27 protein-coding genes are annotated in these 25,890 nt (G+C 64.4%); 16 read left to right on the top strand and 11 right to left on the bottom strand.

Annotation, left to right across the window (positions count from 1 at the left end; genetic code table 11):
* Window positions 1–9: 9 nt before the first annotated feature.
* Window positions 10–1,608: a GMC family oxidoreductase gene (locus tag X268_RS07515; RefSeq protein WP_164937598.1), complete on the bottom strand. Its 1,599-nt coding sequence runs from the start codon at window positions 1,606–1,608 to the stop codon at window positions 10–12.
* A 202-nt stretch (window positions 1,609–1,810) separates the two neighbouring features.
* Here X268_RS07515 and X268_RS07510 point away from each other — a divergent pair, with 202 nt between their 5' ends.
* Complete coding sequence (locus X268_RS07510) at window positions 1,811–2,599, top strand: thermonuclease family protein (protein ID WP_128924337.1); 789 nt, start codon at window positions 1,811–1,813, stop codon at window positions 2,597–2,599.
* Window positions 2,600–2,826: 227 nt separating this feature from the next.
* Here the strand turns inward: X268_RS07510 and cyoD are convergent, their stop codons facing one another.
* The 4 genes from cyoD to X268_RS07490 are packed head-to-tail and all read right to left on the bottom strand — an operon-like array spanning window position 2,827 to window position 6,674.
* Window positions 2,827–3,213 (bottom strand): cytochrome o ubiquinol oxidase subunit IV, encoded by a 387-nt coding sequence (cyoD, locus tag X268_RS07505; RefSeq protein ID WP_128924336.1) that lies wholly within the window; start codon window positions 3,211–3,213, stop codon window positions 2,827–2,829.
* Window positions 3,210–3,851, bottom strand: a complete 642-nt coding sequence (locus X268_RS07500) for a cytochrome (ubi)quinol oxidase subunit III (protein WP_128924335.1) — start codon at window positions 3,849–3,851, stop codon at window positions 3,210–3,212. Before X268_RS07500 ends, cyoD begins: the two co-directional genes overlap by 4 nt.
* Entirely contained in the window at window positions 3,851–5,851 is a 2,001-nt protein-coding gene (gene cyoB / locus X268_RS07495) for a cytochrome o ubiquinol oxidase subunit I (RefSeq protein WP_128924334.1), read from the bottom strand. Before cyoB ends, X268_RS07500 begins: the two co-directional genes overlap by 1 nt.
* Window positions 5,841–6,674: a cytochrome ubiquinol oxidase subunit II family protein gene (locus X268_RS07490; protein WP_128924333.1), complete on the bottom strand. Its 834-nt coding sequence runs from the start codon at window positions 6,672–6,674 to the stop codon at window positions 5,841–5,843. The genes cyoB and X268_RS07490 overlap by 11 nt, the downstream gene beginning before the upstream one ends.
* A gap of 249 nt (window positions 6,675–6,923) precedes the next feature.
* Here X268_RS07490 and X268_RS07485 point away from each other — a divergent pair, with 249 nt between their 5' ends.
* Window positions 6,924–7,724: an SDR family NAD(P)-dependent oxidoreductase gene (locus tag X268_RS07485; RefSeq protein WP_128924332.1), complete on the top strand. Its 801-nt coding sequence runs from the start codon at window positions 6,924–6,926 to the stop codon at window positions 7,722–7,724.
* A gap of 48 nt (window positions 7,725–7,772) precedes the next feature.
* On the opposite strand, the gene X268_RS07480 is transcribed toward X268_RS07485, so the two are convergent.
* Window positions 7,773–9,134 carry a PQQ-dependent sugar dehydrogenase gene (locus X268_RS07480; RefSeq protein ID WP_245477806.1) on the bottom strand — a complete coding sequence of 454 codons (1,362 nt, stop codon included), beginning with the start codon at window positions 9,132–9,134 and terminating at the stop codon, window positions 7,773–7,775.
* Between the two features lie 179 nt (window positions 9,135–9,313).
* On the opposite strand from X268_RS07480, the gene X268_RS07475 reads away from it, so the two are divergent.
* From X268_RS07475 to X268_RS07465, 3 genes are all read left to right on the top strand, one after another.
* Window positions 9,314–10,540 (top strand): urate hydroxylase PuuD, encoded by a 1,227-nt coding sequence (locus X268_RS07475; RefSeq protein WP_164937597.1) that lies wholly within the window; start codon window positions 9,314–9,316, stop codon window positions 10,538–10,540.
* A gap of 111 nt (window positions 10,541–10,651) precedes the next feature.
* Window positions 10,652–11,509: a VOC family protein gene (locus X268_RS07470; RefSeq protein WP_128924330.1), complete on the top strand. Its 858-nt coding sequence runs from the start codon at window positions 10,652–10,654 to the stop codon at window positions 11,507–11,509.
* A 78-nt stretch (window positions 11,510–11,587) separates the two neighbouring features.
* On the top strand, window positions 11,588–11,863 hold the full coding sequence (locus X268_RS07465) for a hypothetical protein (protein WP_128924329.1): 276 nt from the start codon (window positions 11,588–11,590) through the stop codon (window positions 11,861–11,863).
* 20 nt (window positions 11,864–11,883) lie between these two features.
* On the opposite strand, the gene X268_RS07460 is transcribed toward X268_RS07465, so the two are convergent.
* Entirely contained in the window at window positions 11,884–12,918 is a 1,035-nt protein-coding gene (locus X268_RS07460; protein WP_128924328.1) for a L,D-transpeptidase family protein, read from the bottom strand.
* 183 nt (window positions 12,919–13,101) lie between these two features.
* On the opposite strand from X268_RS07460, the gene X268_RS07455 reads away from it, so the two are divergent.
* Window positions 13,102–14,064 (top strand): lytic transglycosylase domain-containing protein, encoded by a 963-nt coding sequence (locus X268_RS07455; protein ID WP_128924327.1) that lies wholly within the window; start codon window positions 13,102–13,104, stop codon window positions 14,062–14,064.
* A gap of 42 nt (window positions 14,065–14,106) precedes the next feature.
* Here X268_RS07455 and X268_RS07450 read toward each other — a convergent pair whose 3' ends face one another.
* A complete protein-coding gene (locus X268_RS07450) occupies window positions 14,107–15,222 on the bottom strand; it encodes a DUF1236 domain-containing protein (protein ID WP_128924326.1) in 1,116 nt (371 codons plus the stop codon).
* Window positions 15,223–15,328: 106 nt separating this feature from the next.
* Here X268_RS07450 and X268_RS07445 point away from each other — a divergent pair, with 106 nt between their 5' ends.
* Window positions 15,329–15,790, top strand: a complete 462-nt coding sequence (locus X268_RS07445) for an NUDIX hydrolase (protein WP_128924325.1) — start codon at window positions 15,329–15,331, stop codon at window positions 15,788–15,790.
* Between the two features lie 39 nt (window positions 15,791–15,829).
* Here the strand turns inward: X268_RS07445 and X268_RS07440 are convergent, their stop codons facing one another.
* On the bottom strand, window positions 15,830–16,813 hold the full coding sequence (locus X268_RS07440) for a Bug family tripartite tricarboxylate transporter substrate binding protein (RefSeq protein ID WP_128924324.1): 984 nt from the start codon (window positions 16,811–16,813) through the stop codon (window positions 15,830–15,832).
* A gap of 452 nt (window positions 16,814–17,265) precedes the next feature.
* Here X268_RS07440 and X268_RS07435 point away from each other — a divergent pair, with 452 nt between their 5' ends.
* From X268_RS07435 to X268_RS07420, 4 genes are all read left to right on the top strand, one after another.
* Window positions 17,266–17,922, top strand: coding sequence for a hypothetical protein (locus X268_RS07435; RefSeq protein WP_128924323.1), 657 nt, complete (start codon window positions 17,266–17,268; stop codon window positions 17,920–17,922).
* The gene (locus X268_RS07430) at window positions 17,919–18,188 is read left to right on the top strand and encodes an HGGxSTG domain-containing protein (RefSeq protein ID WP_128924322.1); all 270 of its coding nucleotides are present in this window, start codon (window positions 17,919–17,921) and stop codon (window positions 18,186–18,188) included. The genes X268_RS07435 and X268_RS07430 overlap by 4 nt, the downstream gene beginning before the upstream one ends.
* Window positions 18,189–18,358: 170 nt before the next feature.
* Complete coding sequence (locus tag X268_RS07425; RefSeq protein WP_164937596.1) at window positions 18,359–18,799, top strand: CBS domain-containing protein; 441 nt, start codon at window positions 18,359–18,361, stop codon at window positions 18,797–18,799.
* Between the two features lie 75 nt (window positions 18,800–18,874).
* Window positions 18,875–19,243: an avidin/streptavidin family protein gene (locus X268_RS07420; RefSeq protein ID WP_128924321.1), complete on the top strand. Its 369-nt coding sequence runs from the start codon at window positions 18,875–18,877 to the stop codon at window positions 19,241–19,243.
* Window positions 19,244–19,367: 124 nt separating this feature from the next.
* Here X268_RS07420 and X268_RS07415 read toward each other — a convergent pair whose 3' ends face one another.
* Window positions 19,368–19,532, bottom strand: a complete 165-nt coding sequence (locus X268_RS07415; RefSeq protein WP_245477804.1) for a hypothetical protein — start codon at window positions 19,530–19,532, stop codon at window positions 19,368–19,370.
* A gap of 159 nt (window positions 19,533–19,691) precedes the next feature.
* Between X268_RS07415 and X268_RS39310 the strand changes: the two genes are divergently transcribed.
* Window positions 19,692–19,973, top strand: coding sequence for a hypothetical protein (locus tag X268_RS39310; RefSeq protein ID WP_164937430.1), 282 nt, complete (start codon window positions 19,692–19,694; stop codon window positions 19,971–19,973).
* 241 nt (window positions 19,974–20,214) lie between these two features.
* Here X268_RS39310 and X268_RS07410 read toward each other — a convergent pair whose 3' ends face one another.
* A complete protein-coding gene (locus X268_RS07410; RefSeq protein ID WP_128924319.1) occupies window positions 20,215–21,633 on the bottom strand; it encodes a TAXI family TRAP transporter solute-binding subunit in 1,419 nt (472 codons plus the stop codon).
* Window positions 21,634–22,100: 467 nt separating this feature from the next.
* Between X268_RS07410 and X268_RS07405 the strand changes: the two genes are divergently transcribed.
* The 4 genes from X268_RS07405 (at window position 22,101) to X268_RS07390 (ending at window position 25,846) form a co-directional block, all read left to right on the top strand.
* Window positions 22,101–22,634: a hypothetical protein gene (locus tag X268_RS07405; RefSeq protein ID WP_128924318.1), complete on the top strand. Its 534-nt coding sequence runs from the start codon at window positions 22,101–22,103 to the stop codon at window positions 22,632–22,634.
* 198 nt (window positions 22,635–22,832) lie between these two features.
* Window positions 22,833–24,077, top strand: coding sequence for an MFS transporter (locus X268_RS07400; RefSeq protein WP_128924317.1), 1,245 nt, complete (start codon window positions 22,833–22,835; stop codon window positions 24,075–24,077).
* A 33-nt stretch (window positions 24,078–24,110) separates the two neighbouring features.
* The gene (locus X268_RS07395) at window positions 24,111–25,304 is read left to right on the top strand and encodes a M20/M25/M40 family metallo-hydrolase (RefSeq protein ID WP_128924316.1); all 1,194 of its coding nucleotides are present in this window, start codon (window positions 24,111–24,113) and stop codon (window positions 25,302–25,304) included.
* Window positions 25,301–25,846: a hypothetical protein gene (locus X268_RS07390; RefSeq protein WP_128924315.1), complete on the top strand. Its 546-nt coding sequence runs from the start codon at window positions 25,301–25,303 to the stop codon at window positions 25,844–25,846. Before X268_RS07395 ends, X268_RS07390 begins: the two co-directional genes overlap by 4 nt.
* The last annotated feature ends 44 nt before the right edge of the window (window positions 25,847–25,890 follow it).

The following is a 25,890-nucleotide window of genomic DNA, read 5'->3' as shown; positions in this document are numbered from 1 at the left end:
GGCAATCCTCTAATCGAACAGATTGGCGAGGCGCTGCTTCATCTGGTCGGCGATGTAGAGCGCGAGGGCCTGGATGGTGGAGGTCGGGTTCACCCCGCCCGACGTGACGAAGATGCTGCCGTCGACGATGAAGAGGTTCTTCACGTCATGCGTGCGGCCCCATTCGTTGACGACGGAGCGTTCGGGGTCGGTGCCCATCCGCGCGGTGCCGAGCAGGTGCCAGCCGCCCCACGGGATCGGCGAGTTGACGCAGATATCGGTCGCTCCCGCGGTCTCGAGAAACTCCCGGCCGCGGGCCAGCCCATGCTCCATCATCTTCCGGCTGTTCTCGCTGATCGTGTAGTCGATCTTCGGCGCGGGGATGCCGTGGCTGTCCTTCAAGTCGGGATCGAGCGTGACCTGGTTGTGCTCCTCCGGCAAATCCTCGCAGATCGCGGAGAAACCCAGGCGATGGCCGTTGAGCTTGCGGAAGACGCGGTGATGATCCTCGCCCCAGGGCAGAATGCCCTTCTGCTCGCTGACGACCGCCTCGAACACCGGCCCTGCCCCGCGCACGAACTGGACGCCATAGCCTCGCACGAAACCGCGCGACAGGTCGGTGTCGTACCACTGCTTGCTCCAGAGGCAGGTCGGCGGCGCGCGGTTCGAGTCGGTCGGCTCCTTCACATAGCCGTAGATCTGCGCATAGGGATGGAACATCAGGTTCTTGCCGACGAGGCCCGACGAATTGGCAAGACCGTTGGGAAACCGCCCCGATGCCGAGTTGAGCAGCAGCCGCGGCGTCCCGACGCCGTTGCAGGCGATGATGACGACATGCGCGGGCTGGAATTGCTCGACGCCGTCCTTGTCGTAATAGACCACGCCCGAGGCCATGCCGTTCTCGTCGGTGGTGATCTCGCGCACCCGGCAATGGGTGCGCAGCTCGACGCCGGCGCGGATCGCATGCGGCCAATAGGTGATGTCGGTGGAAGACTTCGCGCCCTGCGCGCAGGCCGGCGTGCAATGGCCGAGATTGATGCAGCGCGCCCGCCCCTCATAGTCCATGGTCGCGACCGTGGTGTCCGACGGCCACCAGTGCCAGCCGAGCTTGTTCATCGACTTGGCGATGATGGCGCCGGACAGCCCGAGTGGCTGTTGCGGCATCGGCGGGTGCGTAAGCGGCGAGAGCGGATCGCCCGACAGGCCCGACGTGCCCATCATACGGTCGTTCTCCTCGAAGAACGGCGTCAGCGCGTCGTAGTCGATCGGCCAGTCGTCGGCGACGCCGTCGAGCGTCTTCACCTTGAAGTCGGAGGGGTGCAGCCGCGGCCAATGCGCGGTGTACATCACGGTCGAGCCGCCGACCGCATTGTAGTTGACGACCTTGATCGGCGAGTTGTTGTCGTTGATCGGATAGTCCTCGGGCCGGCCGCGGACATTGGGGCTCGACGACCACTCGCCGTAGAACTTGGCCTCCCAGTCGCGGCCCGTGCTCGGGTATTCCGCCGGGTTCATCCAGCCGCCCTGCTCCAGGCAGAGAATGTGCATCTTGGTCTCGGCCAGCGACCATGCGACCGCCGCACCCGAAGCGCCGGCGCCGATGATCAGGACGTCCACGGGGTCTTTCATCGCAACCTTGTCCTCCCGCCTTCGCCGCTTCCCGGGCGATTCAGCCTTTCGCGATCCGCAAGGCCGGCAAACGATAGGATCAGAGCGGGCGGCGAGTAAAGCCGCGGGGCCGGAATGTCGCACTTCGCAGGGTGCAGACCATTGGTATCGCCATATCCGGATGCTAGGAACAAGCGGACCGAGCCATCGATAGCGAGACCGCATGTCCTTCCGAAATGTCTTTGCCGCCGCCCGCGCTTTTGCGCTCGTTTCATTCTTCGCGTTGTCCGGAATTCTGGTCTCGTCCGAGCCAGCCTCCGCGCTGACGGCCGCCGCGACGGTCCGCGACGGCAACTCGGTCCAGCTCGGCGACGTCACCTACCGGCTCGACGGCGTCGACGCGCCCGAGCTGGACCAGGTCTGCATCGACGACCACGCCGATCCCTGGACCTGCGGCATCGAGGCCCGCGACCAGCTCACGAAGCTGATCAAGGGCCGCCTCGTGCGATGCGACGATGTCGGGCCGGAGAAGAGCTTCGGCAAGCGCCACCGGGCGATCTGCACCGCAGAGGGCGACAAGGCCAGCCTGAACGAGCAGCTGATCAAGCTCGGTTTTGCGGTTGCGCGGGAGCCGATCAAGGCGAACGTCAAGCCGGCGGCGTCCGAAGCGAAGACGGCCTCGGCAGGAATCTGGAAGGGCTGCTTTGTTGCGCCGCAAGACTTCCGGGCCGGGAAGAAGGATGGCGCACTCCTCGGCGCTGCCTGCCGCCCGGACCGCGACAAGGAAATTCGCGCGGTGCTGTTCCCGGAGGAGCTGACGATGCCGCCGAGCTGCAGCATCAAGGGCAAGCTCGCGGTGCGCGCGCGCGTCACCGGTAATATCGGCATCTATCATCTGCGGGGGTGCCCGAGCTATCCGGCAACCACCAAGCCGGACCGCTGGTTCTGCTCGGAGGACGACGCCCAGGCGGCCGGCTTCCGCAAGGCCTATAATTGCCGCCGGCCAAGGTGAATAAGTGGTTCACGCAGCCGTGAGTGGTAGTTCGGGACCGTATTGATCCGGAATTGAACTCCGTCGCGAGTTGCTGCACTTATGAACATACGCAAGCGCTTCGCGCGAGCGTTTCCTTGGCAGACAATTCTCATTGAATTGTCTTTGCTTGGGCGTTTCCTCCCTAGACTTGGGCCGCTTGTCATCACAAGCGGCTCTTCTTTTTTGGGGCTCCGCAGCGGCCTCCGCTACTGCCGCATCATGATCTGGTCCATCGGCGGCATGTTGGCGTTCAGATGCGCCATGATCCAGACGGTACCTCCGACCACCAGGAAGACCACCAGCAGGCCGAAGGCGAGCGCCAGCACGTTGTTGGTGTTGTCGGGGCCCGTGGTGATGTGCAGGAAGAACACCAGATGCACGCCCATCTGCGCGATCGCCAGCACGATCAGCGCGACGGGAATCGAGGGTTGCCAGACCAGATCGGTGCCGGCGATGAAGAACGATGTCGCCGTGAGCAGCAGCGCCAGCGCGAGCCCCACGACATAACCGAGGATCCTGCCGCCGACACTGTGTTGCTCTTCCTCGCCCGGCGCGAGGTCATGGTCGGTCCGCGCGTGGGTCTGATCGCTCATGCGCCACTCCCAAGCAGATAGACGACGGAGAACACCGCGACCCAGATGATGTCGAGCGCGTGCCAGAACAGGGCAAAGCACGTCATCCGGCGCAAGATGTCGGCACGAAAGCCCTTGGCAAACACCTGGGCCATCATGGTGAGCAGCCACAGCACGCCGGCGGAGACATGCAGGCCGTGGCAGCCGACCAGCGAGAAGAACGCGGTCAGGAAAGCGCTGCGCGACGGGCCGTAGCCGCGGGCGACGAGATCGGCGAATTCGCGGAACTCGATCGCCAGAAATATGAGCCCGAGCACGCAGGTCACGGCCATGCCGAGATAGAACCAGAACCGGTTCCGAACATCGGCGGCAATGCTCGCCATGCCGCAGGTGAAGCTCGACAGCAGCAGGCACACCGTCTCGATCGCAACGTTCCGCGGCTCGAAAATCTCCGAGCCCCTGGGGCCGCCGGCGGTCTGGCCCGACAGCACCGCATACGCCGCGAAGAAGCAGGAGAACATCACGATGTCGGAGAGCAGGAAGATCCAGAAGCCGTAGGCAGTCACGATCCGCTTCGGTGCGGGTCCGGGATGTTCGATGACGAGCCCGATATGATGGGGATCGGCGTGGGCGTGGCCGGCGGTCGCGATCATCGCCATCAGACCGCTCCCGCCATGCTGACGAGGCTGCGGCGCTCCTCCAGATTGACGCGGTCTATCGCTGCGACCTCCTCGGCCGGGATGACGTATTCGTCATGATCACGCCAAGCGAACACGACGAAGGTCGCGAACGCCCCGAGGCCGCCCAAGATCACCATCCACCAGATATGCCAGATCAGCGCAAAGCCCATGATGGAGGCGAAGAAGGCGCAGATGAATCCGGTCGGCGAATTCCGGGGCATCTCGATGTCCTGATACTCCAGCCTTTCATGCTCGAGCGATTGCTGCTTCGCGTGAGCTTTCATGTCCCAATAGGCGTCCTCGCCGCGCACATCGGGATTGAAGGCGAAATTGAACACCGGCGGCGGCGACGAGGGCGCCCATTCCAGCGAGCGGCCATCCCAGGGATCGCCGGTGTGGTCGCGCAGCGCTTCGCGGTTGCGGATGCTGACCGCGAGCTGCACGATCTGGCAGATCACGCCGATCGACAACACGGCCATGCCGACCGCCGCAATGATCATCCAGGGTCGCCAGGCCCCAACGTCGTAGTGCTGCATGCGGCGGGTCATGCCGAGCATGCCGGCAATGTAGAGCGGCATGAAAGTGACGTAGAAGCCGAGGAAGGTGAACCAGAACGCCGCCTTGCCCCAGCGCTCGTCGAGGCGGAAGCCGAACGCCTTCGGAAACCAGTATTCGAAGCCGGCAAAGGCACCGAACAGCACGCCGCCGATGATGACGTTGTGGAAGTGCGCCACCAGGAACATGCTGTTGTGAAGCATGAAGTCGGCCGGCGGCACCGCGAGCAGCACCCCCGTCAATCCGCCGACGATGAAGGTGACCATGAAGCCGACCGACCACAGCATCGGCGTCGCGAAGCGAATGCGGCCGCCATACATCGTGAACAGCCAGTTGTAAATCTTCACCCCCGTCGGGATCGCGATGATCATGCTGGCGATGCCGAAGATCGCGTTGACGTCGGGCCCTGCTCCCATCGTGAAGAAATGGTGCAGCCAGACCATGAAGGAGATGACGCAGATCGCCATCGTGGCAAGCACCATGGAACGATAGCCGAACAACGCCTTTCCGGAGAAGGTCGACACCACCTCGGAGAAGATGCCGAACGCGGGCAGCACCAGGATATAGACCTCCGGGTGGCCCCAGGCCCAGATCAGGTTCATGAACATCATGACGTTGCCGCCGGCCTCGTTGGTGAAGAAATGGAAGCCGAGATAGCGATCGAGCAGCAGCATCGCGAGCGTCGCGGTGAGGATCGGGAAGGCCGCGACGATGAGGAGGTTCGAGGCCAGCGTGGTCCAGCAGAACATCGGCATGCGCAGATAGTTCATGCCCTTGGTGCGCAGCTTCAGCACCGTGGTGACGAGATTGATCCCGGCGACCAGCGTGCCGACGCCGGAGATCTGCAGCGACCAGGCGTAATAGTCGACGCCGACGCCGGGCGAATAGGACAATTCCGACAACGGCGGAAAGGCGAGCCAGCCGGTGCGCGCGAACTCGCCGATCACGAGGGAGATGTTGACCAATAGCGCGCCGGTCGCGGTCAGCCAGAAACCGACCGAATTGAGCGTCGGGAAGGCGACGTCGCGCACGCCGAGCTGAAGCGGCACGACGAGGTTCATCAGCCCGATCACGAACGGCATCGCCACGAAGAAGATCATGATGGTGCCGTGCGCCGAGAAGATCTGATTGTAGTGCTCCGGCGGAAGATAGCCCTGCGACTGATAGGCGACCGCCTGCTGGATCCGCATCATGATGGCGTCACTGCCGCCGCGCAGCAACATTACCGAGGCCAGCAGGATGTACATGACGCCGATCCGCTTGTGATCGACGCTGGTGATCCATTCGTGCCAGAGATAGGGCAGATGCCCCTTGACCACGACCCAGATCAGCACCGCGAGGATCGCGACCAGCACGACCGCGCCTGCGACAAGCGGAATCGGCTGATCGAACGGAATGGCCGACCAATCGAGCTTACCGAGCATCATGGCCTCCACTGTGCGTAGGGCCCGCATCGGAGACCAGCTCCGGTCCGGGTCCCGGCGGAATATGCTGGTTTGCAATCAGGTCGAACAGGCGCGGATCTTCGAGGCGATAGGTCGGCCGGCCCTTCTCGACGCCCTGCTGCATCAGCTTCCTGTAGCTGTCCTCGTTCAGCACGGCATCGGTCTTCGCCGTGCCTGCCACCCAATCCGGAAACGCAAGCGGGGAGATCACGTCGATGTCGAACATCATGTCGGGAAAGCCGTCGCCAGAGAAATGCGCCGACAGTCCCTGCAGCTTGCCTTCGTTGTCGGCGCGCAGGTTCAGCTTCGTCACCATGCCGTTCATGGTGTAGATCATGCTGCCGAGCTGCGGGATGAAGAACGTGTTCATCACGCTCGACGACGTCAGCTGGAAGTTCAGCTCGGCACCGGCCGGCACCGTCAACGCATTGACGGTGGCGATGCGCTGGTCCGGATAGATGAACAGCCATTTCCAGTCGAGCGAGACTGCCTGGATCCGCACCGGGCTGCCGGTGCCCGGCACGGGTGCGGCAGGATCGAGCTGGTGCGAGCCGATCCAGGCGACGCCGCCGAGCAGGATCACGGTGAGCGCCGGGATCGACCACACCACCATCTCGACGCGGCCGGAATAGACGAAGTCAGGCTGGTAGCGCGCCTTGGTGTTGGAGGCGCGAAACCAGAACGCAAAGGCCAGGATCGCGACAATGGTCGGCACCACGATCACAAGCATGATGAAGACGGAATCGACCAGGATGGTGCTGTTGGCCGCAGCCACGGGCCCTTGCGGATCGAGCAGATTCATCGGCAAGCCACTGGCGGTTGGGAAGCCCCGGGACAGAGCCTAGCGCGGGAAAGGCTCCGCAACAAACGCGATCGCGTGACATCGGTTCCTGAACCGCGGGGGCGGCCGCCGGCAAGGCGTCGGGCGCGACATGCAATTCCATGTGATCTCAATGACATGAACGCAGGAGGCGCGCCTTCTCTCCGGCCGGTCGGATTGCTAGTCTGCACGAAAATAATGAGAAGCATCCGATCCAGGGAGTGAACTGAGATGCGCTTGAAGGGCAAGGTCGCGATCGTCGTCGGGGCCGGGCAGAGTCCCGGTGAAGGCATGGGCAACGGCCGCGCCACCGCGCTCATCTTCGCACGCGAAGGTGCGAAGGTCTTGTGCGTGGACCACCATCTGGAGTCCGCGCAGGAAACGGTCGCGATGATCACGGCGGCGCAAGGCACCGCCGCGGCCTTCAAGGCCGACGTGACGAAGGCGGCGGACATCAGGGCGATGGTCGAGGATGCACAATCGCGCTGGAGCCGGATCGACGTGCTGCACAACAATGTCGGCGTCAGTCTCGCCGGCGGCGATGCCGAACTCCTTCAACTGACCGAAGAAGCGTTCGACCGCGTCGTCGCCATCAATCTGAAGAGCTGCATTCTCGCCGCGAAGGAAGTGATTCCAATCATGCGCGCGCAAGCAAGCGGCGCCATCATCAACATCTCCTCGATGGCAGCGATCACGACCTATCCTTACGTTGCCTACAAGGCGACGAAATCTGCGATGATCGCCTTCACCGAGCAGCTCGCCTACCAGAATGCCGAATACGGCATCCGCGCCAATGTCATCCTGCCCGGCCTGATGAACACGCCGATGGCCGTCGACACCCGGGCCCGCGAATGGCACAAGACCCGCGCCGAGGTCGAAGCCGAACGCGACAGCAAGGTGCCGCTGCGGAGGAAGATGGGAACGGGCTGGGACGTCGCGAACGCTGCGCTGTTCCTGGCGTCGGACGAAGCCAATTTCATCACGGGTGTGACGCTGCCGGTCGATGGCGGGGCCAGCGTGAGACGGGGATAGCTCGTTTCCTCCTCTCCCCGCCTGCGGGGAGAGGCGAAGAGAGCTCACTCAGCGCGAATACGTCACCCGCCAGATCGTGCCGTTGCCATCCTCCGAGACCAGCAGCGATCCGTCCTTCGCAACCGCTACCCCCACCGGCCGTCCCCAAACCTCGGTGTCGCTCACCACGAACCCTGTGACGAAATCCTCATACTCGCCGGTCGGCTTGCCGTCCTTCATCCGGATGCGGATCACCTTGTAACCGGTGCGCTTAGACCGGTTCCACGATCCGTGCTCGGCTGCGAAGGCATCGCCCTGGTATTCGCTCGGAAACTGCGTGCCTTGGTAGAAGGCCATGCCGAGCGAGGCCGAATGCGGCTGGATCAGCACGTCGGGCACCGCCACCTTGTCCTTCAGGTCCGGCCGCGCACCGGCGTGGCGCGGGTCTTCATTGTTGCCGATATAGAACCACGGCCAGCCGTAGAAGGCGCCCTCCTTCACGCTGGTGACGTAGTCAGGCACGAGATCGTCGCCGAGGCCGTCGCGTTCGTTGGTCGAGCACCAGGGCAGACCGGTCTGCGGCTGGATCGCAAGACCGACGCAGTTGCGGATACCCGTGGCGTAGATCTTCCGTTCCTTTCCATCAGGACTGAAAGCCAGCACGGCGGCACGCTCGGTTTCGCTGGCCCAGGCCGCGCCGAGCGGTTGCGCTTTCGACCACGCTTCCATTCCGCCCGGCGGCGTGCCCAGACCTTCCGCGACGTTGCTGAGCGAGCCGACCGACACCAGCATGCGCTTGTTGTCGGGTGTGAAGACGATGTCGCGAGTGGAATGGCCGCCGTCGTGCGGCAGGCTTGCCACGAGCGTCTCCGCCTTGCCGCGGGCCTTGAGATCGCCCGCCTGATAGGGAAAGCGGACGACGCTGTCGGTGTTGGCAACATAGACCCATTGCGGATTGTCACCGTTCGGAAAGAAGGCGATTCCGAAGGGCTGCCTCAGTCCGCTGGCAAAGACGTCGTTGCTCGCAACCTTGCCACCCTCCCCCGCGCGCAACACGCGGATGCTGCCGGCCCGCGTTTCCGCGACGAACACATCGCCATTCGGCGCCACCCGCACGATCCGCGGCGCGCGCAAACCTTCGGCGAACGGCTCGATCTTGAAGCCTGCCGGCACCTGGAGCTCCGCTTCCGGCGGGCGCGGCACCACGCGGGACGAACTCGCAACCGACCGCGTCGCGCCGGGCCTGACCAGGTCTTGCGGCCGGATCAACCTGATCGTTCCGGGCTTGTCGGCCCGCCAATCGCCATAGGCATCCTTGCCCTGCAGCACCGGCTCGGCCTGCGCAGCGGTTGCAACCAGCAGGCCCGCGGATATCGCGACGGACAAAATTCTACTCTTCAATTTGTCCTCCCGGCCTGCAATCTCGAACATCGACACCACGGCATCAGATCAGAGCCTTGCCGCATCCCATATCAGCTGATGCACGCACGATGTGCATTAGCTGGAACCCATCGTACTGGAAAACTCGGCGGATAGGTGCGACACATTGTAAGGGCGGGGGTTGCGGTCAGCAAAGCTGCGGCATCGCTGTCGCAATCGATGGGGTGATCATGTGGGGATCCATCATATCGGAATGGGCGAGCCTGCTGCTCCGCTGGCTGCACGTGGTGTCGGCGATCGCCTGGATCGGCAGTTCCTTCTATTTCATCGCCCTCGACCTCAGCCTCAGGCCCAGGAGTAACCTGCCTGATGGCGTGCAGGGCGAAGCCTGGCAGGTCCATGGCGGCGGCTTCTACCGGATCATGAAATATCTGGTGGCCCCAAATCAGATGCCGGACGAGCTGACCTGGTTCAAATGGGAGGCCTACACCACCTGGCTGTCCGGCTTTGCGCTGATGGTGGTGGTCTATTATCTCGAGGCCGACCTGTTCCTGGTCGACAAGTCGATCCTCGACCTCACGCCATTCCAGGCCGGGCTATTCAGCTTCTGTAGTCTCGCGCTGGCGTGGCTGCTCTATGAAGCCGCCTGCCGTAGCGGGCTTGCCCAACGCGAATTGCCCTTTGCCGTCGGCGGCTATCTGTTCCTGGTCGCGCTGACCTATGCCTTCACCCATGTGCTGAGCGGCCGCGGCGCCTTCAACCAGATCGCCGCGATCATCGGCACCGTCATGGTCGCCAACGTCTTCGCGCTGATCATCCCGAACCAGAAGAAGATCGTCGCCAGCCTGATCGCCGGGCAGGCGCCCGATCCGAAGCTCGGCAAGGCCAGCAAGGAGCGCTCGGTCCACAACAATTACCTGACGCTCCCCGTCGTCGTGCTGATGATCAGCAACCACTATCCCCTGCTCTACGCTACGCGCTTCAACTGGATCATCGTCGCGATCGTCCTGGCGCTCGGCCCGGTGATCCGCCACTTCTTCAACGAGCGGCACGCCGGGCGCAAATCGCCGTGGTGGGTGTGGGGCGTCGCCGCCGCGGGCGTTGTCGCAATCCTTTTCCTCTCCGCGGCCGGCCCGCGCGAGATGAAGACCGCCGCGCTGTCGACACAACCCACGCTCGCCGCCGTCGAGGACATCGTGATGTCCCGGTGCAGCATGTGCCACGCGGCGGAGCCGGTCTGGGCCGGCATCGTGACTGCACCGAAGGGCATCCTGCTCGATGCGCCCGAGCACATCCATCGCAACATCCGCCTGATCGGCCGTGTCGCGGCCTGGTCCAGCGCAATGCCGCCGGGCAACATCACCGAAATGACCAGCCAGGAGCGTGCGGTCCTTGCCGCCTATCTCGAGCGGGCGCACTTAGCTCGTCACGCGTCGAGGCTGCATCTCGCGGAATGATATTCCGCATGCCCCGCTGAATTGAAAATGACATGGCCGCCTATCCGGCGTAGACAGGACCGGCCGCCACCGGCGCGGCTTCAAATCGCTTTGCATTCGCGGGAAAGAACAGTGGCTCTCAAGAACGTCATCGGTATCGACCACGCCGTGGTCATGGTGAAGGACCTCGACAAGGCCGCCGAGAACTACCGGCAGCTCGGCTTCACGGTCTCCCCGCGCGGTACCCATAGCGCGCATATGGGCACCGGCAACTACACCATCATGTTCGACCCCGACTATATGGAGCTGCTCGGCGTACTCGCCGCGACCGAGCACAACGCGCCCGCACGCACCTTCCTCGACAAGCGGGGCGAGGGCATCGAGCGCATCGCCTTCACCGCGGTGGATTCCGCCGCCGGCGCGGAGGAGATCCGGGGACGCGGCCTGACGCCGATCGGTCCGACCGATTTCGAGCGGCCGGTCACGCTGCCCGATGGCACGGTCTCGGCGGCCAAATTCCGCACCTTCATGTGGCCGACCGCCGAAGCGCCGGGCGGCGTGCGCATCTTCCCCTGCCAGCACAAGACGCGCGAGACAGTGTGGATCCCCGAGCTGATGAAGCACGCCAATGCGGCAAAGCGGATCAAGCAGACGCTGATCGCAACGCCCGAGCCGGCGAAGGACGCTGCGCATCTCGGCCAGCTGATCGACCGCGAGCCGAAGGCGGAGGCCGACGGCGCCGTGACCGTGCCCTCCGGCGGCGACCGCGCCGACTTCGTCTATCTGACGCTGGAGCAGCTCGGAAAGCGTTATCCCGGCGTGCCGCTCGCCGGCCTGGCCGAGCGCGGCGGCGCGGCGCTGGTGCTCGTCAGCGGCGATCTCGCCGCGACGGAGAAGGCGCTCGGGTCCGTCGCTGTGCGCAGTGGGCCTGCGATTTGCGTGCCGCCGGCCAAGGCCAACGGCACCCTGCTCGCCTTCGTTACCGGCTGATTTGAACCAATTCTTTGACGGGTATTTACCCCGGCGGCCTTAGGACTCCCCGCAGTCCAAGCCACCGGGGTCCAACCCATGTTCAAAGAGGGATCGCCGATCGCCTATGATGCGCCGGCCGAACTGAAGAAGTGGCCGTCGCTGAAGGGCGAGAGGCAAAAGGATCGAGGTCCGCCCTATCTCGTCTACAACGGCACGCTCGCCGGCTGCGTCCGCGAGCTGATGGGCAAGCCCATCAAAGGCATCTCGCTCTACGATATCATGACGCAGCCGCAACCGGCCTTCGATCAGACCGTGCTGTCACCCGGCGATGCCGCCGAGATCGCGATGCGTAAGGATTTCCCTAAGGACTAGTTCAAGGACTAATTCAAGGCTTAGTTCGCGGCGCGCGAGCCGGCCGTCTTGCTCTGCTGCCTTGATGAGGAGTCCGTCGGCGCGTCGAGGAAGACGACGGGCGTGCCGCGCTTGACGTTCTCGCCGAGCGCTCGCGCATCCCAGTTGGTCAGCCTGATGCAGCCGTGAGACGCGGACTTGCCGACCCTGTCGGGCTCCCCCGTCCCGTGGATGCCGTAGCCTTGCGCCGAGAGACCGATCCAGTACGCCCCCACGGGATTGTTCGGGCCCGGCTTGATGTCGAACGGCTTCTTGGATTTCACGCTCTTGAACTTGTACTCGGGATTGTAATGATAGGTCGGCTGCTCGTTGGTGCCGGTGACCTTCAGCGTCCCCGTCGGCGTCGGGCGATCCGGACTGCCGATTGACGCCGGATAGAACGCGACCAGACGACCGGAGCCCTCGTAAGCCTTCAGCGTCCCGCGCGTCTTGTCGATCTCGATCCGACCGATGCGAGGAAGCTCCCGTCGCGCCGGCACGTTGGCCACGGTGATCGTCTCTCCGGCCTTGTCGAAAGACCTGCCCGGATTGAGCGCCCTCAACAGCTCCTCGCTCATGTGGAATTTTTCAGCGAGGCCTTCGAGCGGGCTGGTGTAGCTCAGCGCCTCCAACGACTTCATATCGTCGAGCTTGGCGGGGAGCTTCTTCAGGAAGGGCCCTTTCACGTCGGCATCGGTGATCTTGTAGTCGACAAGAGCAGGACCTTCGCTGGCTGCATTCAGCCTGTCCCAGAGTTCCGGAGCGATGGTCTTGTCGATGCCAACTCCGTTCTGCTCGGCGAACGCCTTCAACGCCTTCTGCGCGTTCTCGCCGAGCTTGCCGTCGATCTGGCCGGGCGAGAATTGCGCACGATCGAGCAAGATCTGAAGCTTCGTCGCCGGCGCGCTGACCTTGTCGGCAGGCGGCAGCTTTTCGGGACGCGCAGCGTCGTTCACCGCTCTCGCATCGAGATTGCCCGCGAGCACCGGACAGACCAACCACAGCGACATCACCGCGCCAAGCATCCATCGCATCATGATCGCTCGTCCCATCTTGCAAACAATGATCCGCAAAAGCGCGGGAAGTTTCTCCCGGGAACACCGTAGTAACACCGAAGGAACCGACGAGATCGCAGCTTTGCCGCAATCGGACGGTTAAGAACTCCTTATCGCCGGCGCATCGCTGGCCGTTCATCCCACAGTTCGAGGTTGCCCCAGCAAATGCGATTTGTCGTCGCGGCTTTCGCCGCGGTTCTGATCATGATGTGCGACCTCGATCCGTCGGCGTCCCGGCAAACATCAACCTTCGACACCGTCGTTGTTCAGAACAACCATGCCTCGCCGCTGGTTCCGGTGGTCGAACTCTTCCTGGCCAGCGTGCAGGCCATCGAGCTCGCCAATGCGCGCGCGGCGCATGAGGAAACGATCGAGCCGTCGCGCCCGACCGCCTCCGTCGCCGAGGGGCCGGTGTCGCCGACAGACCGATTCTGTCACGCCCTTCGCGAAGCAGCCGAGGCCAGCGACATCCCGGTGCCGTTCTTCGCGCGCCTGATCTGGCAGGAGAGCCGCTTCAAGTCCAACGAGGTCAGCCATGCCGGCGCGCAGGGCGTTGCGCAGTTCATGCCGGAGACGGCCGCCGAGGTCGGGCTCGATGATCCCTTCGACCCGATGAAGGCGCTGCCGGCATCGGCCAAATTCCTGCGCAAGCTGCGCGACGATTTCGGCAATCTCGGCCTTGCCGCAGCCGCCTACAATGCAGGTCCCGGCCGCATCCAGAAGTGGCTTGCCAAGGAGAGCGAGCTGCCGCGCGAGACGCGCGACTATGTCCGCATCATCACCGGCACCAAGGCCGAGGACTGGACCGAGCGCTCTGACGCGCTTGCGATCCGGATCGACCTGCCGCGCGAAGCCCCATGCGAAGGCATCGGCAGCCTCTCGAAGGCAAAGGACGTCGCCTGGGTTCCGGTCAACCTGACGCCCTCGGTCACGACCATCATGCGCAAGGCCGAACAGCTCGCCGCGCGCCTGACGGCGAACCGTGCCCGCAAGCGGTTCGCAACCTTGCTCCGGAAGAACGCTTTTGCTCATGGCAAGGCGCGCAGCATGATTGCCGCGCGCGCGGCCGGAAAGAGCGCGAAAGCTCGCGCCGTCCGCTTCGCATCACGCGAACGGCCCTCGGGTTAACGTGTTCGGAGCCACCCGCTTGGGTGGCTCCGAGATCCATCGTCAGTCGATCTCCTCGATCACGCGCCGTTCGCGGGGCTCGATGACGTAGGTCCGGGTGTCGCGATGGATGTAGCGGTATTCCCGCAGATCCGGCGCGTCCCGATAGACGGTGCTCGGGAATTCCTCCACCTCGACGGTGTCAGGCACGCGATCGCCGACATGGATCTCGCTGCGCGCCGTGCTGCCGGTGGTCCGCGCCTCGCTCCGCCCTTCGGTACGGGTTTTCGCATGCTTGCGGATCACCTCGCGATCGCGATCGGAGAACTTGCTGGCGCTGCGCTCGCGCGTGGTCGTCGTCGTTGTCGCGGTGGATTGCCCCGAATACGGCAGCACCGTCACGATCTTGTACGTGGCCGGATCGACCACGACGATCTGGTCCTTCACCAGTGCAAAGCTGTAGCCGCGATATTGCGGTACGATCTCGACGACGTCGGGCGGCAGTGTCGAGAGCTGCACGTCGCGCGGCACCACCGTGCCGACATTGAGCGAGAAATTGACATTGGTCAGCGGCCGCACATTCAGGTGCGAGATCGAGGTGCTGATCTTGGTCTCCTGCTGCTTGTTGAGGTTGACGTCGGTTTGCGCCGCAGCCTGTGAACCGGTGCCGGACCGCTCGCCCTGCGCCTGATTGCTGGTCGGCGCCTGCTGGGCTTGATTACTCCCGGACGCCGCAGGCGCTTGCTGAGCCTGGTTGCTGCTGGTCGCAGGCGGATTAGACCGATCCTGCGCCTGGTTCGTGTTCGCCGGTGGCGGGTTGGCGCTCTGCTGGGACGCAGGCGGGTTGCCGGCCGTGGTCGAGTTCGCAGTGCCGCTTTGCGGACGCGAGGCATCCGTGCTGCTCGCGGCATTGTTGGACGTGCCGGAGCCGGAATTGGCAGCGCCGGATGACGGCGCGGGGCTCTGCGTATTCTGTGCCGACGTTCCTGTCGCCGGTGATTGCGGCGGCTGCGATGTGGTCTGCGTACCGGTCGCGCCTGATGGCGAGGTAGTGGACGGGGTGGAATTCGATTGGGATTGCGGCGTCTGCTCGGACTTCGTGGTCGCGCTGGGCGACTGCGCAAAGGCGGCGTTCGCCAGCACCAGCCCCAAGGCGGTGGTTGCCAACAGGCGGATCATGGTTCACTCCCTTTGATCAAATGAACATGGCTACTAACCTGCGCTAAATCCGCCAGTTCCACTTATTCCCGAGAGAAGGCTGGGCCGCCCCAGCACGGAACCTGCAATGCCATCGAAGAGTGCCGGGATCATCGTCTATCGAAGGCGCCGAAGGCTGGAGGTCCTTCTCGTTCATCCTGGCGGGCCGTTCTGGCGCAGCAAGGATGCTGGCGCGTGGTCGATCCCCAAGGGGGAATATCCGGAAGACGAAGATGCGGAAATCGCCGCGCGGCGAGAGTTTGCCGAGGAGCTTGGGCTTGAGGTGCCTGGGCCGCTGACCGCGCTTGGTCAGGTCAAGCAGCGAGGAGGCAAGCTCGTCACCGCATTCGCTGCCGAGCTCGATCTCGACGCACGCAGCGTTCGCAGCAACACGTTCGAGATCGAATGGCCGCCGCGGAGCGGGAAACGGCAGACCTTCCCGGAGATCGATCGCGCCGAATGGTTCACGCTCGAAGAGGCGCGCACGAGGATCAACGCAGGGCAACGCCCGCTGCTGGATCGGCTGGGGCAGCTGGCCGGCGGCGAATAGAGATCGCCGCAATCATGGCCAATTCGCACAGGCGCCTCTTCACTCCGCCTTGATGTTCGCGGCCGCCACCACCTCGGCAAGCTCCCTGGTCTCCTTCGCGATCTTGGCGGCGTAGTCGGCCGGGCTGAGCACGCTGACCACGCCCTGCGAGCCGAGCTTCTCCTCGACCGCCGGATCCTTGGCCGCCGCGACGATCTCCCGGTGCAGCGTCTCCAGGATCGGCGCCGGCGTCGCCTTCGGCATGAAGAAACCGACCCAGAACGAGATGTCGAAGCCGGGATAGCCGGCTTCCGCGACGGTCGGCACATCCGGCAGGGCCGGCAACCGCTCGGCCGACGACACCGCGAGCGCGCGCAGCTTGCCGGCCTTGACCAGCGGCACGGCGGAGAGCGGATCGAACACCGCCAGCACCTCCTGCGCGAGAAGGCCGACCTCGGCAGCCGAACCGCCGCGATAGGGCACGTGGATCAGCTTGATGCCCGCCTTCTGGCTCAGCAGCTCCATGGCGAGATGGGCGAGATTGCCGTTGCCGCCCGAACCGTAAGCCAGCGCGCCGGGCGCGGCCTTCGCCGCGGCGACGAGATCGGCGACGGTCTTGATATCGGCCGTCTTGGGATTCTCCGGATTGACCACGAGCACCAGCGGCGCCGACACGGCGGTGGTGAGCGGCGCGAAATCCTTTTCCGGGTCGTAGCGGATATCCCTGAACAGCGTCTTGTTCAGCGTGATGGTGGACGAGTTGCAGGCGAGCATGGTGTAGCCGTCGCCGTCCGCATGCGCGACGCCCTCTGCGGCAATCATGCCGTTGGCGCCGGCGCGGTTCTCGACCACGAAGGGCTGCCCGAGCTTGCTGCCCAAGCGATCGCCGATGATGCGCGCGACGACATCGACCGGTCCGCCCGCGCTGAAGCCGACAATGATCTTGACCGGCCGCACCGGATATTTCTGCGCCATGGCCTCCGTCGACAGCACGGAGGCGCACAAGCCGGCGACGACGGCCAGCAGGCGGGCGGTTCGTTGCATTGCTTCTCTCCCCAAACCTCGTGAGCGCCGCTTGTGCAGGCTTGTTGGTGCGACGCATCGGAAGATCCATGAATAGCGGTCATGCCGGATTTCGCAATCGCGTTCGCGCGCCGGCATTCCGCCGCACGGCACGTGCGCGCCCCTTCCCAACAAAAAATGCGAAAACAACCCCATGCACAGTAGACGGCCCCTGTCGAAACAAGGACTTACGCCGAGGCATCGACCTTCGTATTTTTCGAAACAAATTTTGACTCGTCGGGCAAATCAGGGGCATAATGCCATCATCGCGATCACCGTGAGCTCCACGGCCTCCGGCCCAAGGCCGCCGCGTTTCGATCGCGCACAAGCCCCTCATCCACACCTGAACATCGCAATCGCCCACGGCAGCTGCGCGGGTCGGCCTCGCCCCGCGAGCCCCCTCGCGCCTGCGTGGGCATAAAGGACATATCGACATGACGACAGCCCTGACGCGCGACAGCACGGCGCCGGTCGCGAAACATGATGGCAGCAGGCCGAGCCCGCGGATCAAGCTCGCCCGGCGACGTATCCTGATCCGGCATCCCGACGCGGAGGCCGGCGAACGGCTGCTGGGCGAGGCGCTCGGCGCCGTCGACCGCGATGCGCTGCATGGCATCCTCAAGCAATTGATGAAAGCCAGCGTGATCTTGCAGAAGCCCGATGAGGCCAATCTCGCCTTCATGATCTCGATGATGAAGAGCATCGCGCCCAGGGATTCGCTCGAGGCGATGCTGACGGCGCAGATGGTGTCTGTTCACGTTGCCACAATGCGCTCCGCCTGCCGCCTTGCCTTCACCGAGGATCTCTCGCAGCAGGAAGGCATCGCGCGCACATTGACCCGTCTGGCCCGCACCTTCGCAGCCCAGATGGAGGCTCTCAACCGCCACCGCGGCAACGGCGAACGGCCGATCACGGTGCAGAATCTGTCGGTGCAGGATGGGGGCAGCGCGATCGTGGGCAATGTCACGCAGCAGGCGCAGCTGATCGTTGCCGAGCCGGGCATCGCGGCAGAGGCGGGGCTGATCCCGCCCCGCGACGTCAGCGAACGCGAACTCGACCGTGCTGAGGCAACGCGAGACACTGCCGCATGAGTGCCGGGCACATCCGCAACACCAGCGCGATGTCGGCGAGCCTGCGCTGCGGCGCCCGGACACGCAGCGGCACGCCGTGTTGCGCGCCGGCGATGCACGGCAAGGCCCGTTGTCGCATGCATGGCGGCGCCCCCAGGTCGGGCGCGCCGAAGGGAAACCAGAATGCGCGGAGACATGGAATGTTCACGCAGGATGGTATCGCCGAGCGGCAACAGGTGCGGAGCTTGCTCGAGGATGCATGGAAGCTGTTGAATGAGCTGGAATGAGTTGCGGCGCGCCCGCCGGGCAGATCAGTCAGATGCGCTGTCGCTCTCGGGAATCATGCTCTTGGAGCGCAGCATCGTTGCTTCTTGAATTCGTCGCGATTTGCGGCCTGTTCCTGGGGAACGACCGCCGGCGCATTTTGTTGGCCGGCTAACAGCGATGGAGATTTCCCATGAAAGTTAGCGACGTCATGACTCCCGACGTGCAGCTTTGCACGCCGCAGGACAGCATCCGGGACGCGGCCGAGGCGATGGCGGCGCTCAATGTCGGCCTGCTGCCAGTGGCTGAATATGACCACCTTGTCGGCATGATCTCGGACCGCGATATCGCGACGCGAGGAGTCGCAATGGGCCTGGGACCGGACGCGCCAGTGCGGAACGTCATGACCACGGACGTCCGATACTGCTACGAGGACCAGGACATCGACGAGGTCACCCGGAACATGGCCGAGATCCAGGTGCGGCGGCTGCCGGTGCTCAATCGGAGCAAGCGGCTGGTCGGCATCATCGCACTCGGCGATATCGCCTTGTGCAGGCCGGGCGACGGTGCGGCGAAGGCGCTGCACGGAATTTCGCAAGCAGGCGGACAGCATGCGGGCGCGATCTCCGGCTGAAGCGGCGTCGCGCAGGAACTGCACAGGCTGCCCGGCTGAACGCCGGGCCAACTAGACGCGCGTAGGAGAACCGACGTGGCCTGGGTCGGCGATTGGCGAAATCAATTCGGCTCGATCTTGCGCATCACTGACGATGCGAACGGCCGCATTGAGGGGACCTTCGAGACCGCACTCGACGACAGCGGCTTTTACGGCCAGGCGGTACCGGTCACCGGCTTTCACAAGGGCAATTGCATCGCCTTTGTGGCAGTAGGCTCGTCTGCGACGGGCGACCGCGCCGTCTCCTATACCGGATTGCTACGTCACGGAAAGATGGAGACCGCCTGGTTCGTGATCGCCGACCAGGCGCTGAGTGCGTCCAGGGAGGGCGAGCCGGCGAAGCTCAAACCGGTGAACTGGTGGCGCGCCGTGACAACGAACATCGATACGTTCGAACGGACCTGAAGGGCGCTAATCTAGAGAGTCCACATTCGGGATCAGGGGGACCCGACCACGCGGGCATGACGCGTTCACCCTCGCGAAATACTGCAATCGACGCTTTGGCGACATCACCAGCTGCAGCCGCAAGCTAGGACGGCGCGCTTGTCTGACCGACTGCAGAAATCTGCAGACCGGCCTCATCCAGCGCCTGGGCGATCTGCTTCGCCAGCAGCTTGGCCTCTTCCGTCCCGATCTGGGCGTCGGGATGTCCTTTGAAGAACGCGCAAATGGTCGTGGCGATGATGGTATTCACCTGGTGCAAATCATCCATTTGATCACACGAAGCCGTCAACTGCTTCCCTCAGATGGATTGGCGCGTTGGCCCGGTCGGGAGAGCGATCAACGCAAGCCAAAGAATGACAGAATGGCCGCGATCACGACGATTAGTCCTATGAGGTAAATCAGGCCGTTCATGTCGGTCCTCCTTTTCGATGAATGTCTAAATCGATCCGGGGGTCGTGAGTCCGCCCTTGGCGCCTTGCTCAACGAGCCCGAGCTTTTCGAGCTGAACTTCCTTCTCTATGGCCGTCAGAGAGTTGCCGATCTTTTCGACGATCCTGACCAGATCGGCATCGGAGATCTTGAGCCGCCTTCGAACGGATTTGACTTGCTTCGCGTCCGCAAGATCAAGCGTCGTGCGGATAACCCGTGGCGGTCTCGAGCACAGCATGAACAGATCTCCTGTGTGGAGTAAGAGCGATAACGTCCGTTTGTTCCGATTCTTCCCGAGCCTCACGGCGTGAACGACGGTACGAGCGAGGCGGCAACGCGAGCCGTCACGATCGACAGCGGGATGCGAGCCGCGCGGAGAACCTCGATCGCGTCGGAGGGCGGCAGCACACAAGCACAAGTTGATACTCCCGGTTCTACCCTCGGTCGATCCGTGCGTTACGGACCAATGCGTCGCAGACCGACAGCGGCAATTACAAGAGGCCTCATCCTCGCGGCGCAGACATCACGCCTCGAACGGGTTCGAAATTGGCACGCTGCAACGCGGCTCGTCTCTCCGCGATCGCATTGCTCAACAGCCCGAGCACAAGACCAAAAGCCGCGAGTTCCTCTTCCTCCATGGCGCCGTCATCGTAGCACGCGAGCGTTTCGGCTATGATGGTGTCGGCCTCGCGCTGCAGAGTCAGAAGCTCCTGGTTCGATTCCGCGGTTCGCGCGCTGGACACCATGGCCAGGATTCTCTTGCGGTGGCTGTTGGTCTCCTCCCTTTCGTCGCGATTGAGATAACGACGCAACCAGGCGGCGGCCGAGCCGATCCCCGAGAGAAGTAGCAGCCCGAACCAGAAGTAGTCGCCGTAACGATCGAGGAAGGTCCGTTCATTGCCGTCGATGACGGCCGCCGCTCCCCGATGCACCGGTAGCTCGCTGTCCTTGTCGACATCAGGCTTGGCAATGTGCGCAGCACCCGGAGCCTGCCTTGCAATCGCCTGGCGAACGGCAAAGAGCTGACGGAAAAAGGCGGCGACTGTCGTTTCATGCAGGGACTTTCTCGCCACGATCAGGTGGCTGACACTCACCGTTTCGACCTTGTCTCCCGGCCAGGCCGGATCCGCATTGAAGACGCTGGGCGGAATTTCCTCCGATTCATACCGCGGGTGTTTCAGGGCGATGGCTTCCGATGTCTCTATGGCGAGAAACTTCGGCTCGCCGCGCAGCCGCGCCGTCGCAGCCACGGCATCGGACGTGATCTTGCTGTCGAGCGGCCCCACCGCCATGAACGCATCGAGGGTCGGATCTGCCGCCAGCGCCTCGGTCTGATCCGTGCCATAATGTGTCACGGCGACCTTGTCCGCTTCCACTCCGGAGGCGCTCAGGATGACGCGCAGCAATGCAGCGTTGACCGGGGTCCGGCCAATCACGCCGACCCGGCGCCCCGCGAGATCGGCAACTTCCTTGATTTTCGGCGAGGGCTTTCTTTTCGGCGTCTTGCCGGCAGGTCGAGACGGAGCCCAAAGCACCACGAAGTTCTTGCGAACAATGGCGACGGTCTGTGCCTCCGAGGGCATGTCGAGATCGCCACGGCCGACGGCGAGGTCGGCTTTGCCAGCCCCAAGCAGGGCAAGAGACTCCACCGCTCCGTCGGTCTTGATCGGAAGCAGCCTGACAGCCCGGCTTTCGCCGGCAAAGGTATCGGCCATCGCCTGAACGACTTTGTAGTCGTCGCTTCCTGGTGGTCCAACGGCGATCCGGAGGACGTCCGGCCGCAGCGCATAATAGAGTGCGCCCGCCGCGGCGCCAAAGACAAGGAATCCCACGGCGAGAACCAGGAGCAAGGAATTGCTCCTTCTCCGCTCTCGACGGGCCGCCTCGCTGGTCGTCTGACTTGTACGCTCGGACGAAGACATGCCGCCGCTGGCCGCAGATGAAGGCGCTTGCTGGGTGGCAGGATGCCACGTTTTCCCGGGTATAACGTCCGGCTGGCGTCTTGGTTCGTGACCGCCGCCTCAGGCAGCGTTGATGCGCTTGCCTGGCCGGCGGCAGGGCTGAGGGCAGCTCATGATGATTCCGGGAAGCGATTGGAATTGAGCCCACCGGGGTGGTTGCCGGTGCAACTTAATGGATGGCGGCTTCCGGACCGGTTTCGGTCGCAAAGAACCTACATCTGAGATGTACCGAGAATCGGAAAACGCATCTGCACGCGGCGCGAGCGGCTTGCACACCACTCACGCGCCGGGACGGCCGCGCATAGCATAGGTTAGTGGAACTTACCAAAGGTGATCGATTTCGGCGAATCCGGCTCCATCGTCGTATTTTGGCCCAGGATTGTTCCGTCTCTGCGGCGGGGCGGGCTTCATGAACCTGGAGACCTGCAATGCGCCGCCATGTTGCGTTTGCTGTTGCGTTGATTTTTGCGATTTCCTCCGGCGTCGCCGAGGCACGCCCTGTCCGATCCCACCCCGCGGCGCCGCGCGAATGCAACGTCATCATGCCGTGCGACTTCACCGGCTCGAACATGCGCACCGGCATGACAGCGTTGCGATTTCCCATGCAGCGTGAAGCGATGAGACCCGCCGTCGTGCGGATTGCGACGGCAGAGGCCCCAGGCCAGGTCGTCGGGGGCCGCCCGTCCGGCTGCCCGCACTCCTTCTGCGGTTGCGCAGCATCCATTCGTGTGTTCGGCCGCATCGTGCCGGGATTGAACCTGGCCGCCAACTGGCTGCGCTTTCCGCGGACATCGCCGGCGCCGGGAATGGTCGCTGCGCGACACGGGCATGTCTTCGTTCTCGAGCAACATGTCGGAGGCGACATCTGGATGGCGTATGACGGCAATTCGGGAGGCCGGGCAACTCGCATTCACGCGCGATCGTTGCGAGGCTACGCGGTGGTCAATCCACGGGTCGGGTGACCCCGCGCCTACAAGGTGCGAGCTGCGCCCCTTGCATACAGGCCATGACAGGACGTCCCGGCAAGGGGTTGTTCCGCGGTCTCGCGGCATGACCTGATCATTCCGCGCAACAGAGCACGTCGCCGTGCCATTGCCCCGCCTTGGCACGGCCGCTGCGATCGTGTAACGCGACACGAAAGTTGCCGGGACGAGATACTCATGGAGACTGCTGCCGACGACGCGGGCACCGCCACCCGCGCGCTGATTTTTGCGCTTGTCGCACTCGCCTGCGGCCACATGCTATCCACCCTGCTGCGCACCATTCCGGCCGTCAGCCTCGATCTCATGGCGGCTGATTTCCACATCGAGCCGCAGGCCCTCGCCAGCCTCACCTCGATCTATCCGTTTGCCTTTGCCGCGGCGCAGATCCCGGTCGGCGCGGCGATGGACCGGTTCGGCGTGCGGCCGGTGTCGCTGAGCCTGCTCGCGGGCACCGTGCTCGGCGCGGTGGCATCGGGATTTGCCACGGGGGCTGCGAGCTTTGCGGTCGGGCAGTTCGTGCTGGGGGTCGCCACCTCGGGCATGCTGATGTGCCCGATGACGCTGGCGGCCAAGCAACTGTCGGCGGCGCGGTTCGGGCTGTGGTCGGGCGCGATCCTCTCGATCGGCAATATCGGCATGCTGTTGTCGGCGAGCCCGCTCGCCTTCGTGGTCGACGCCTATGGCTGGCGCGCCGGATTCTGGATATCCGCCCTCGGCGGCGTTGCGGTCGCGCTCGCCGTGTTCGCGTTGGTGCCGCACCAGCCGGCCGAGCACAAGGACGACTCCTCGCCGCTGTCACAGATGATCGAGGTGCTCAGGCTCGGCCTCTCGCGTCCGTTGCGAGGGCTGATCGCGCTCGCGCTGGTGTCGCTGGCGACCTCGCTGGTGCTGCGCGGCCTGTGGGGTGGGCCGTGGCTGATGCAGGTGAAGGGATTGTCGCGGGTCGAGGCGGGCAACCAGCTCGGCGCATTCACGCTGGCGATGATCGCGGGGCCCCTGTGCATCGGCATGATCGACCGCAGGCTCGGCCACCGCCGCGCGCTGGTGGCGGGCTCGCATATGGTCGGGGCGCTGCTGCTGGCGCTGATGGCGCTCGGGGCGCCGCACTACGCGGTCTCCGCGCTGTTCGGCATTCCCGTGATGCCGCCGCAATACGACCTCGTGCTGTTCGTGCTGATCGGCCTTGCGACCTCCGCCCAGCCGCTGCTGTTCGGCATGTCCCGCCAACTCGTCGATGCGCAAGTGGCGGGCAAGGCGCTCGCAGCCGTGAACCTTGCGTTCTTTCTCGGCGCGGCCTTGATGCAATCGATGACCGGCGCGGTGGCAGCACTCGCGGGATTGCCGGCCGTGCTGCTGTTCATGGCTGCCATGCTGGCACTCGGCGTGCTGATCTTTTTGACTTACACCTCACAGCGTTCGTAGGATGTTGGGCCGGTTCGCCACAAGGAAAGAATCATGCCCGTCGACACCAAAGCCGCCACCGACCGCCTCATGCGCTTCCTCGCCGTCGAGGGCGTGACCGGCCAGGAGGCGGCGATCGGGCGCGAGCTCACGGCCGCATTGAAGGAGAGCGGCGTGCCGGCGAAGGCGATCCGGCTCGACGATGCCAACACGCGCATTCCGGTGCCGACCGAGACCGGCAATCTCATCGTCGACCTGCCCGGCCGCGGCGCGCTGCACAACCAGCCGCGCATCATGTTCATGACCCACATGGACACCGTGCCGCTCTGCGCCGGCGCCAAGCCGAAGAAATCGGGCCGCAAGATCGTCAACGAGGCCAAGACCGCGCTCGGCGGCGACAACCGCTGCGGCTGCGGCGTGCTGGTGACGCTGGCGGCCGAGCTCGAAAAGCAGAAGCTCGATCATCCGCCGATCACGCTGCTGTTCTGCGTCCGCGAGGAGAGCGGGCTCTACGGCGCGCGCCATGTCAAGCTGGACGAGCTCGGCTCGCCCGTGATGGCTTTCAACTATGACGGCGGCTCCGCCTCCAACGTCGTCATCGGCGCGGGCGGCGCCGACCGCTGGACCGTCGAGATCTTCGGCCGCGCCTCGCATGCTGGCGTCGCGCCGGAGCGCGGCATCTCCTCGACCATGATCATGGCGCTGGCGCTCGCCGAGGTGAAGGCCGGCGGCTGGTTCGGCAAGGTGGTGAAGGGCAAGCGCCAGGGCACCAGCAATGTCGGCCCCGTCACCGGCGGCGAGGGCCGCCCCGCAGGCGATGCCACCAACGTCGTCACCGACTACGTGCATGTGCGCGGCGAATGCCGCAGCCACGACGGAAAGTTCTTCAAGGAGATCACCAAGGCCTACAAGGCCGCGTTCGAGAAGGCGGCCAAGAAGGTGACAAACGCGCAAGGCAAGTCCGGCAAGGTCAAGTTCAAGGCCGAGACCGACTATTATCCGTTCCGCATGAAGGACAGCCAGCCCGTCATCAAGCGCGCGGTCGAGGCGGTGTCCGCGGTCGGCGGGACCCCGAACGTCCGCACTGCCAATGGCGGCCTCGATGCCAACTGGATGGTCCGCCACGGCATCCCGACCGTGACCTTCGGCGCCGGCCAGAATGAAGCGCATACGATCGACGAGTGGATCAATCTCGACGAATACGACCGCGCCTGCGCGCTCGCCGTGCAGCTCGCGACGATGCGGTGATTGGTGTGGGCCGGTTCGCGCTCGCGGGGCTTGCGCTGCTGGCGCTTGCGGGCGCGGCCGGCGCGGAAGAGGACAACAGTGCCTTGCTGGTCGATCTCTTCGCAAAGATCTGCGCCCCCAAGCCGGCTCGGCCGAGCCAGGTCGAGCGCATCGCGGCGAGTCTTGGTTTTGTCAGTGACGGCCGCCCGATCACGGCCGAGATGGAGCGTGGGGCGAACATCGACATCCTCTACGCGGCGAAGCTGGCCAGGCGGGGCGAAAGGCTCGGCAGCATGACGGCCTATTTCACGGGACCCGACGATGGCCCGAGCGTGAGCTGCACGGTGTCGGCCGTCGGCGTGTCGGCCGATGCACTGCCCGGGCTGATCGAAACATCATTGAAGGCCCGGGAGCGGACCGACAAGCCGTCCAACGACGGCAATCATCGTCTGGCGATCTGGCGTGTCGGGTCCGGCAGCGGCGACACGCTGGAAATGTCGGTGTGGCGAACCGCGCCGCACCGGGCCTCGATCAACATCAATTATGACGCCACCAAACGGTAGGCGGGATCAGGCGCGCCTTGTACGCGTTGAGTGCATCGATGGGT

Origin of the sequence: Bradyrhizobium guangxiense (assembly GCF_004114915.1) — a bacterium.
Classification (GTDB): Bacteria; Pseudomonadota; Alphaproteobacteria; order Rhizobiales; family Xanthobacteraceae; genus Bradyrhizobium; species Bradyrhizobium guangxiense.
Note: the sequence above shows the minus strand (reverse complement) of the source record. Positions and strands in the feature narration are given on the sequence as shown.

Coding starts and splice junctions, on each gene's coding strand:
- X268_RS07515 (WP_164937598.1), bottom strand. CDS start 1,608: ATGAAAGACCCCGTGGACGTCCTGATCATCGGCGCCGGCGCTTCGGGT.
- X268_RS07510 (WP_128924337.1), top strand. CDS start 1,811: ATGTCCTTCCGAAATGTCTTTGCCGCCGCCCGCGCTTTTGCGCTCGTT.
- cyoD (WP_128924336.1), bottom strand. CDS start 3,213: ATGAGCGATCAGACCCACGCGCGGACCGACCATGACCTCGCGCCGGGC.
- X268_RS07500 (WP_128924335.1), bottom strand. CDS start 3,851: ATGGCGATGATCGCGACCGCCGGCCACGCCCACGCCGATCCCCATCAT.
- cyoB (WP_128924334.1), bottom strand. CDS start 5,851: ATGCTCGGTAAGCTCGATTGGTCGGCCATTCCGTTCGATCAGCCGATT.
- X268_RS07490 (WP_128924333.1), bottom strand. CDS start 6,674: ATGAATCTGCTCGATCCGCAAGGGCCCGTGGCTGCGGCCAACAGCACC.
- X268_RS07485 (WP_128924332.1), top strand. CDS start 6,924: ATGCGCTTGAAGGGCAAGGTCGCGATCGTCGTCGGGGCCGGGCAGAGT.
- X268_RS07480 (WP_245477806.1), bottom strand. CDS start 9,134: ATGTTCGAGATTGCAGGCCGGGAGGACAAATTGAAGAGTAGAATTTTG.
- X268_RS07475 (WP_164937597.1), top strand. CDS start 9,314: ATGTGGGGATCCATCATATCGGAATGGGCGAGCCTGCTGCTCCGCTGG.
- X268_RS07465 (WP_128924329.1), top strand. CDS start 11,588: ATGTTCAAAGAGGGATCGCCGATCGCCTATGATGCGCCGGCCGAACTG.
- X268_RS07460 (WP_128924328.1), bottom strand. CDS start 12,918: ATGATGCGATGGATGCTTGGCGCGGTGATGTCGCTGTGGTTGGTCTGT.
- X268_RS07455 (WP_128924327.1), top strand. CDS start 13,102: ATGCGATTTGTCGTCGCGGCTTTCGCCGCGGTTCTGATCATGATGTGC.
- X268_RS07450 (WP_128924326.1), bottom strand. CDS start 15,222: ATGATCCGCCTGTTGGCAACCACCGCCTTGGGGCTGGTGCTGGCGAAC.
- X268_RS07445 (WP_128924325.1), top strand. CDS start 15,329: ATGCCATCGAAGAGTGCCGGGATCATCGTCTATCGAAGGCGCCGAAGG.
- X268_RS07440 (WP_128924324.1), bottom strand. CDS start 16,813: ATGCAACGAACCGCCCGCCTGCTGGCCGTCGTCGCCGGCTTGTGCGCC.
- X268_RS07435 (WP_128924323.1), top strand. CDS start 17,266: ATGACGACAGCCCTGACGCGCGACAGCACGGCGCCGGTCGCGAAACAT.
- X268_RS07430 (WP_128924322.1), top strand. CDS start 17,919: ATGAGTGCCGGGCACATCCGCAACACCAGCGCGATGTCGGCGAGCCTG.
- X268_RS07425 (WP_164937596.1), top strand. CDS start 18,359: ATGAAAGTTAGCGACGTCATGACTCCCGACGTGCAGCTTTGCACGCCG.
- X268_RS39310 (WP_164937430.1), top strand. CDS start 19,692: ATGTCGGTCCTCCTTTTCGATGAATGTCTAAATCGATCCGGGGGTCGT.
- X268_RS07410 (WP_128924319.1), bottom strand. CDS start 21,633: ATGTCTTCGTCCGAGCGTACAAGTCAGACGACCAGCGAGGCGGCCCGT.
- X268_RS07405 (WP_128924318.1), top strand. CDS start 22,101: ATGCGCCGCCATGTTGCGTTTGCTGTTGCGTTGATTTTTGCGATTTCC.
- X268_RS07400 (WP_128924317.1), top strand. CDS start 22,833: ATGGAGACTGCTGCCGACGACGCGGGCACCGCCACCCGCGCGCTGATT.
- X268_RS07395 (WP_128924316.1), top strand. CDS start 24,111: ATGCCCGTCGACACCAAAGCCGCCACCGACCGCCTCATGCGCTTCCTC.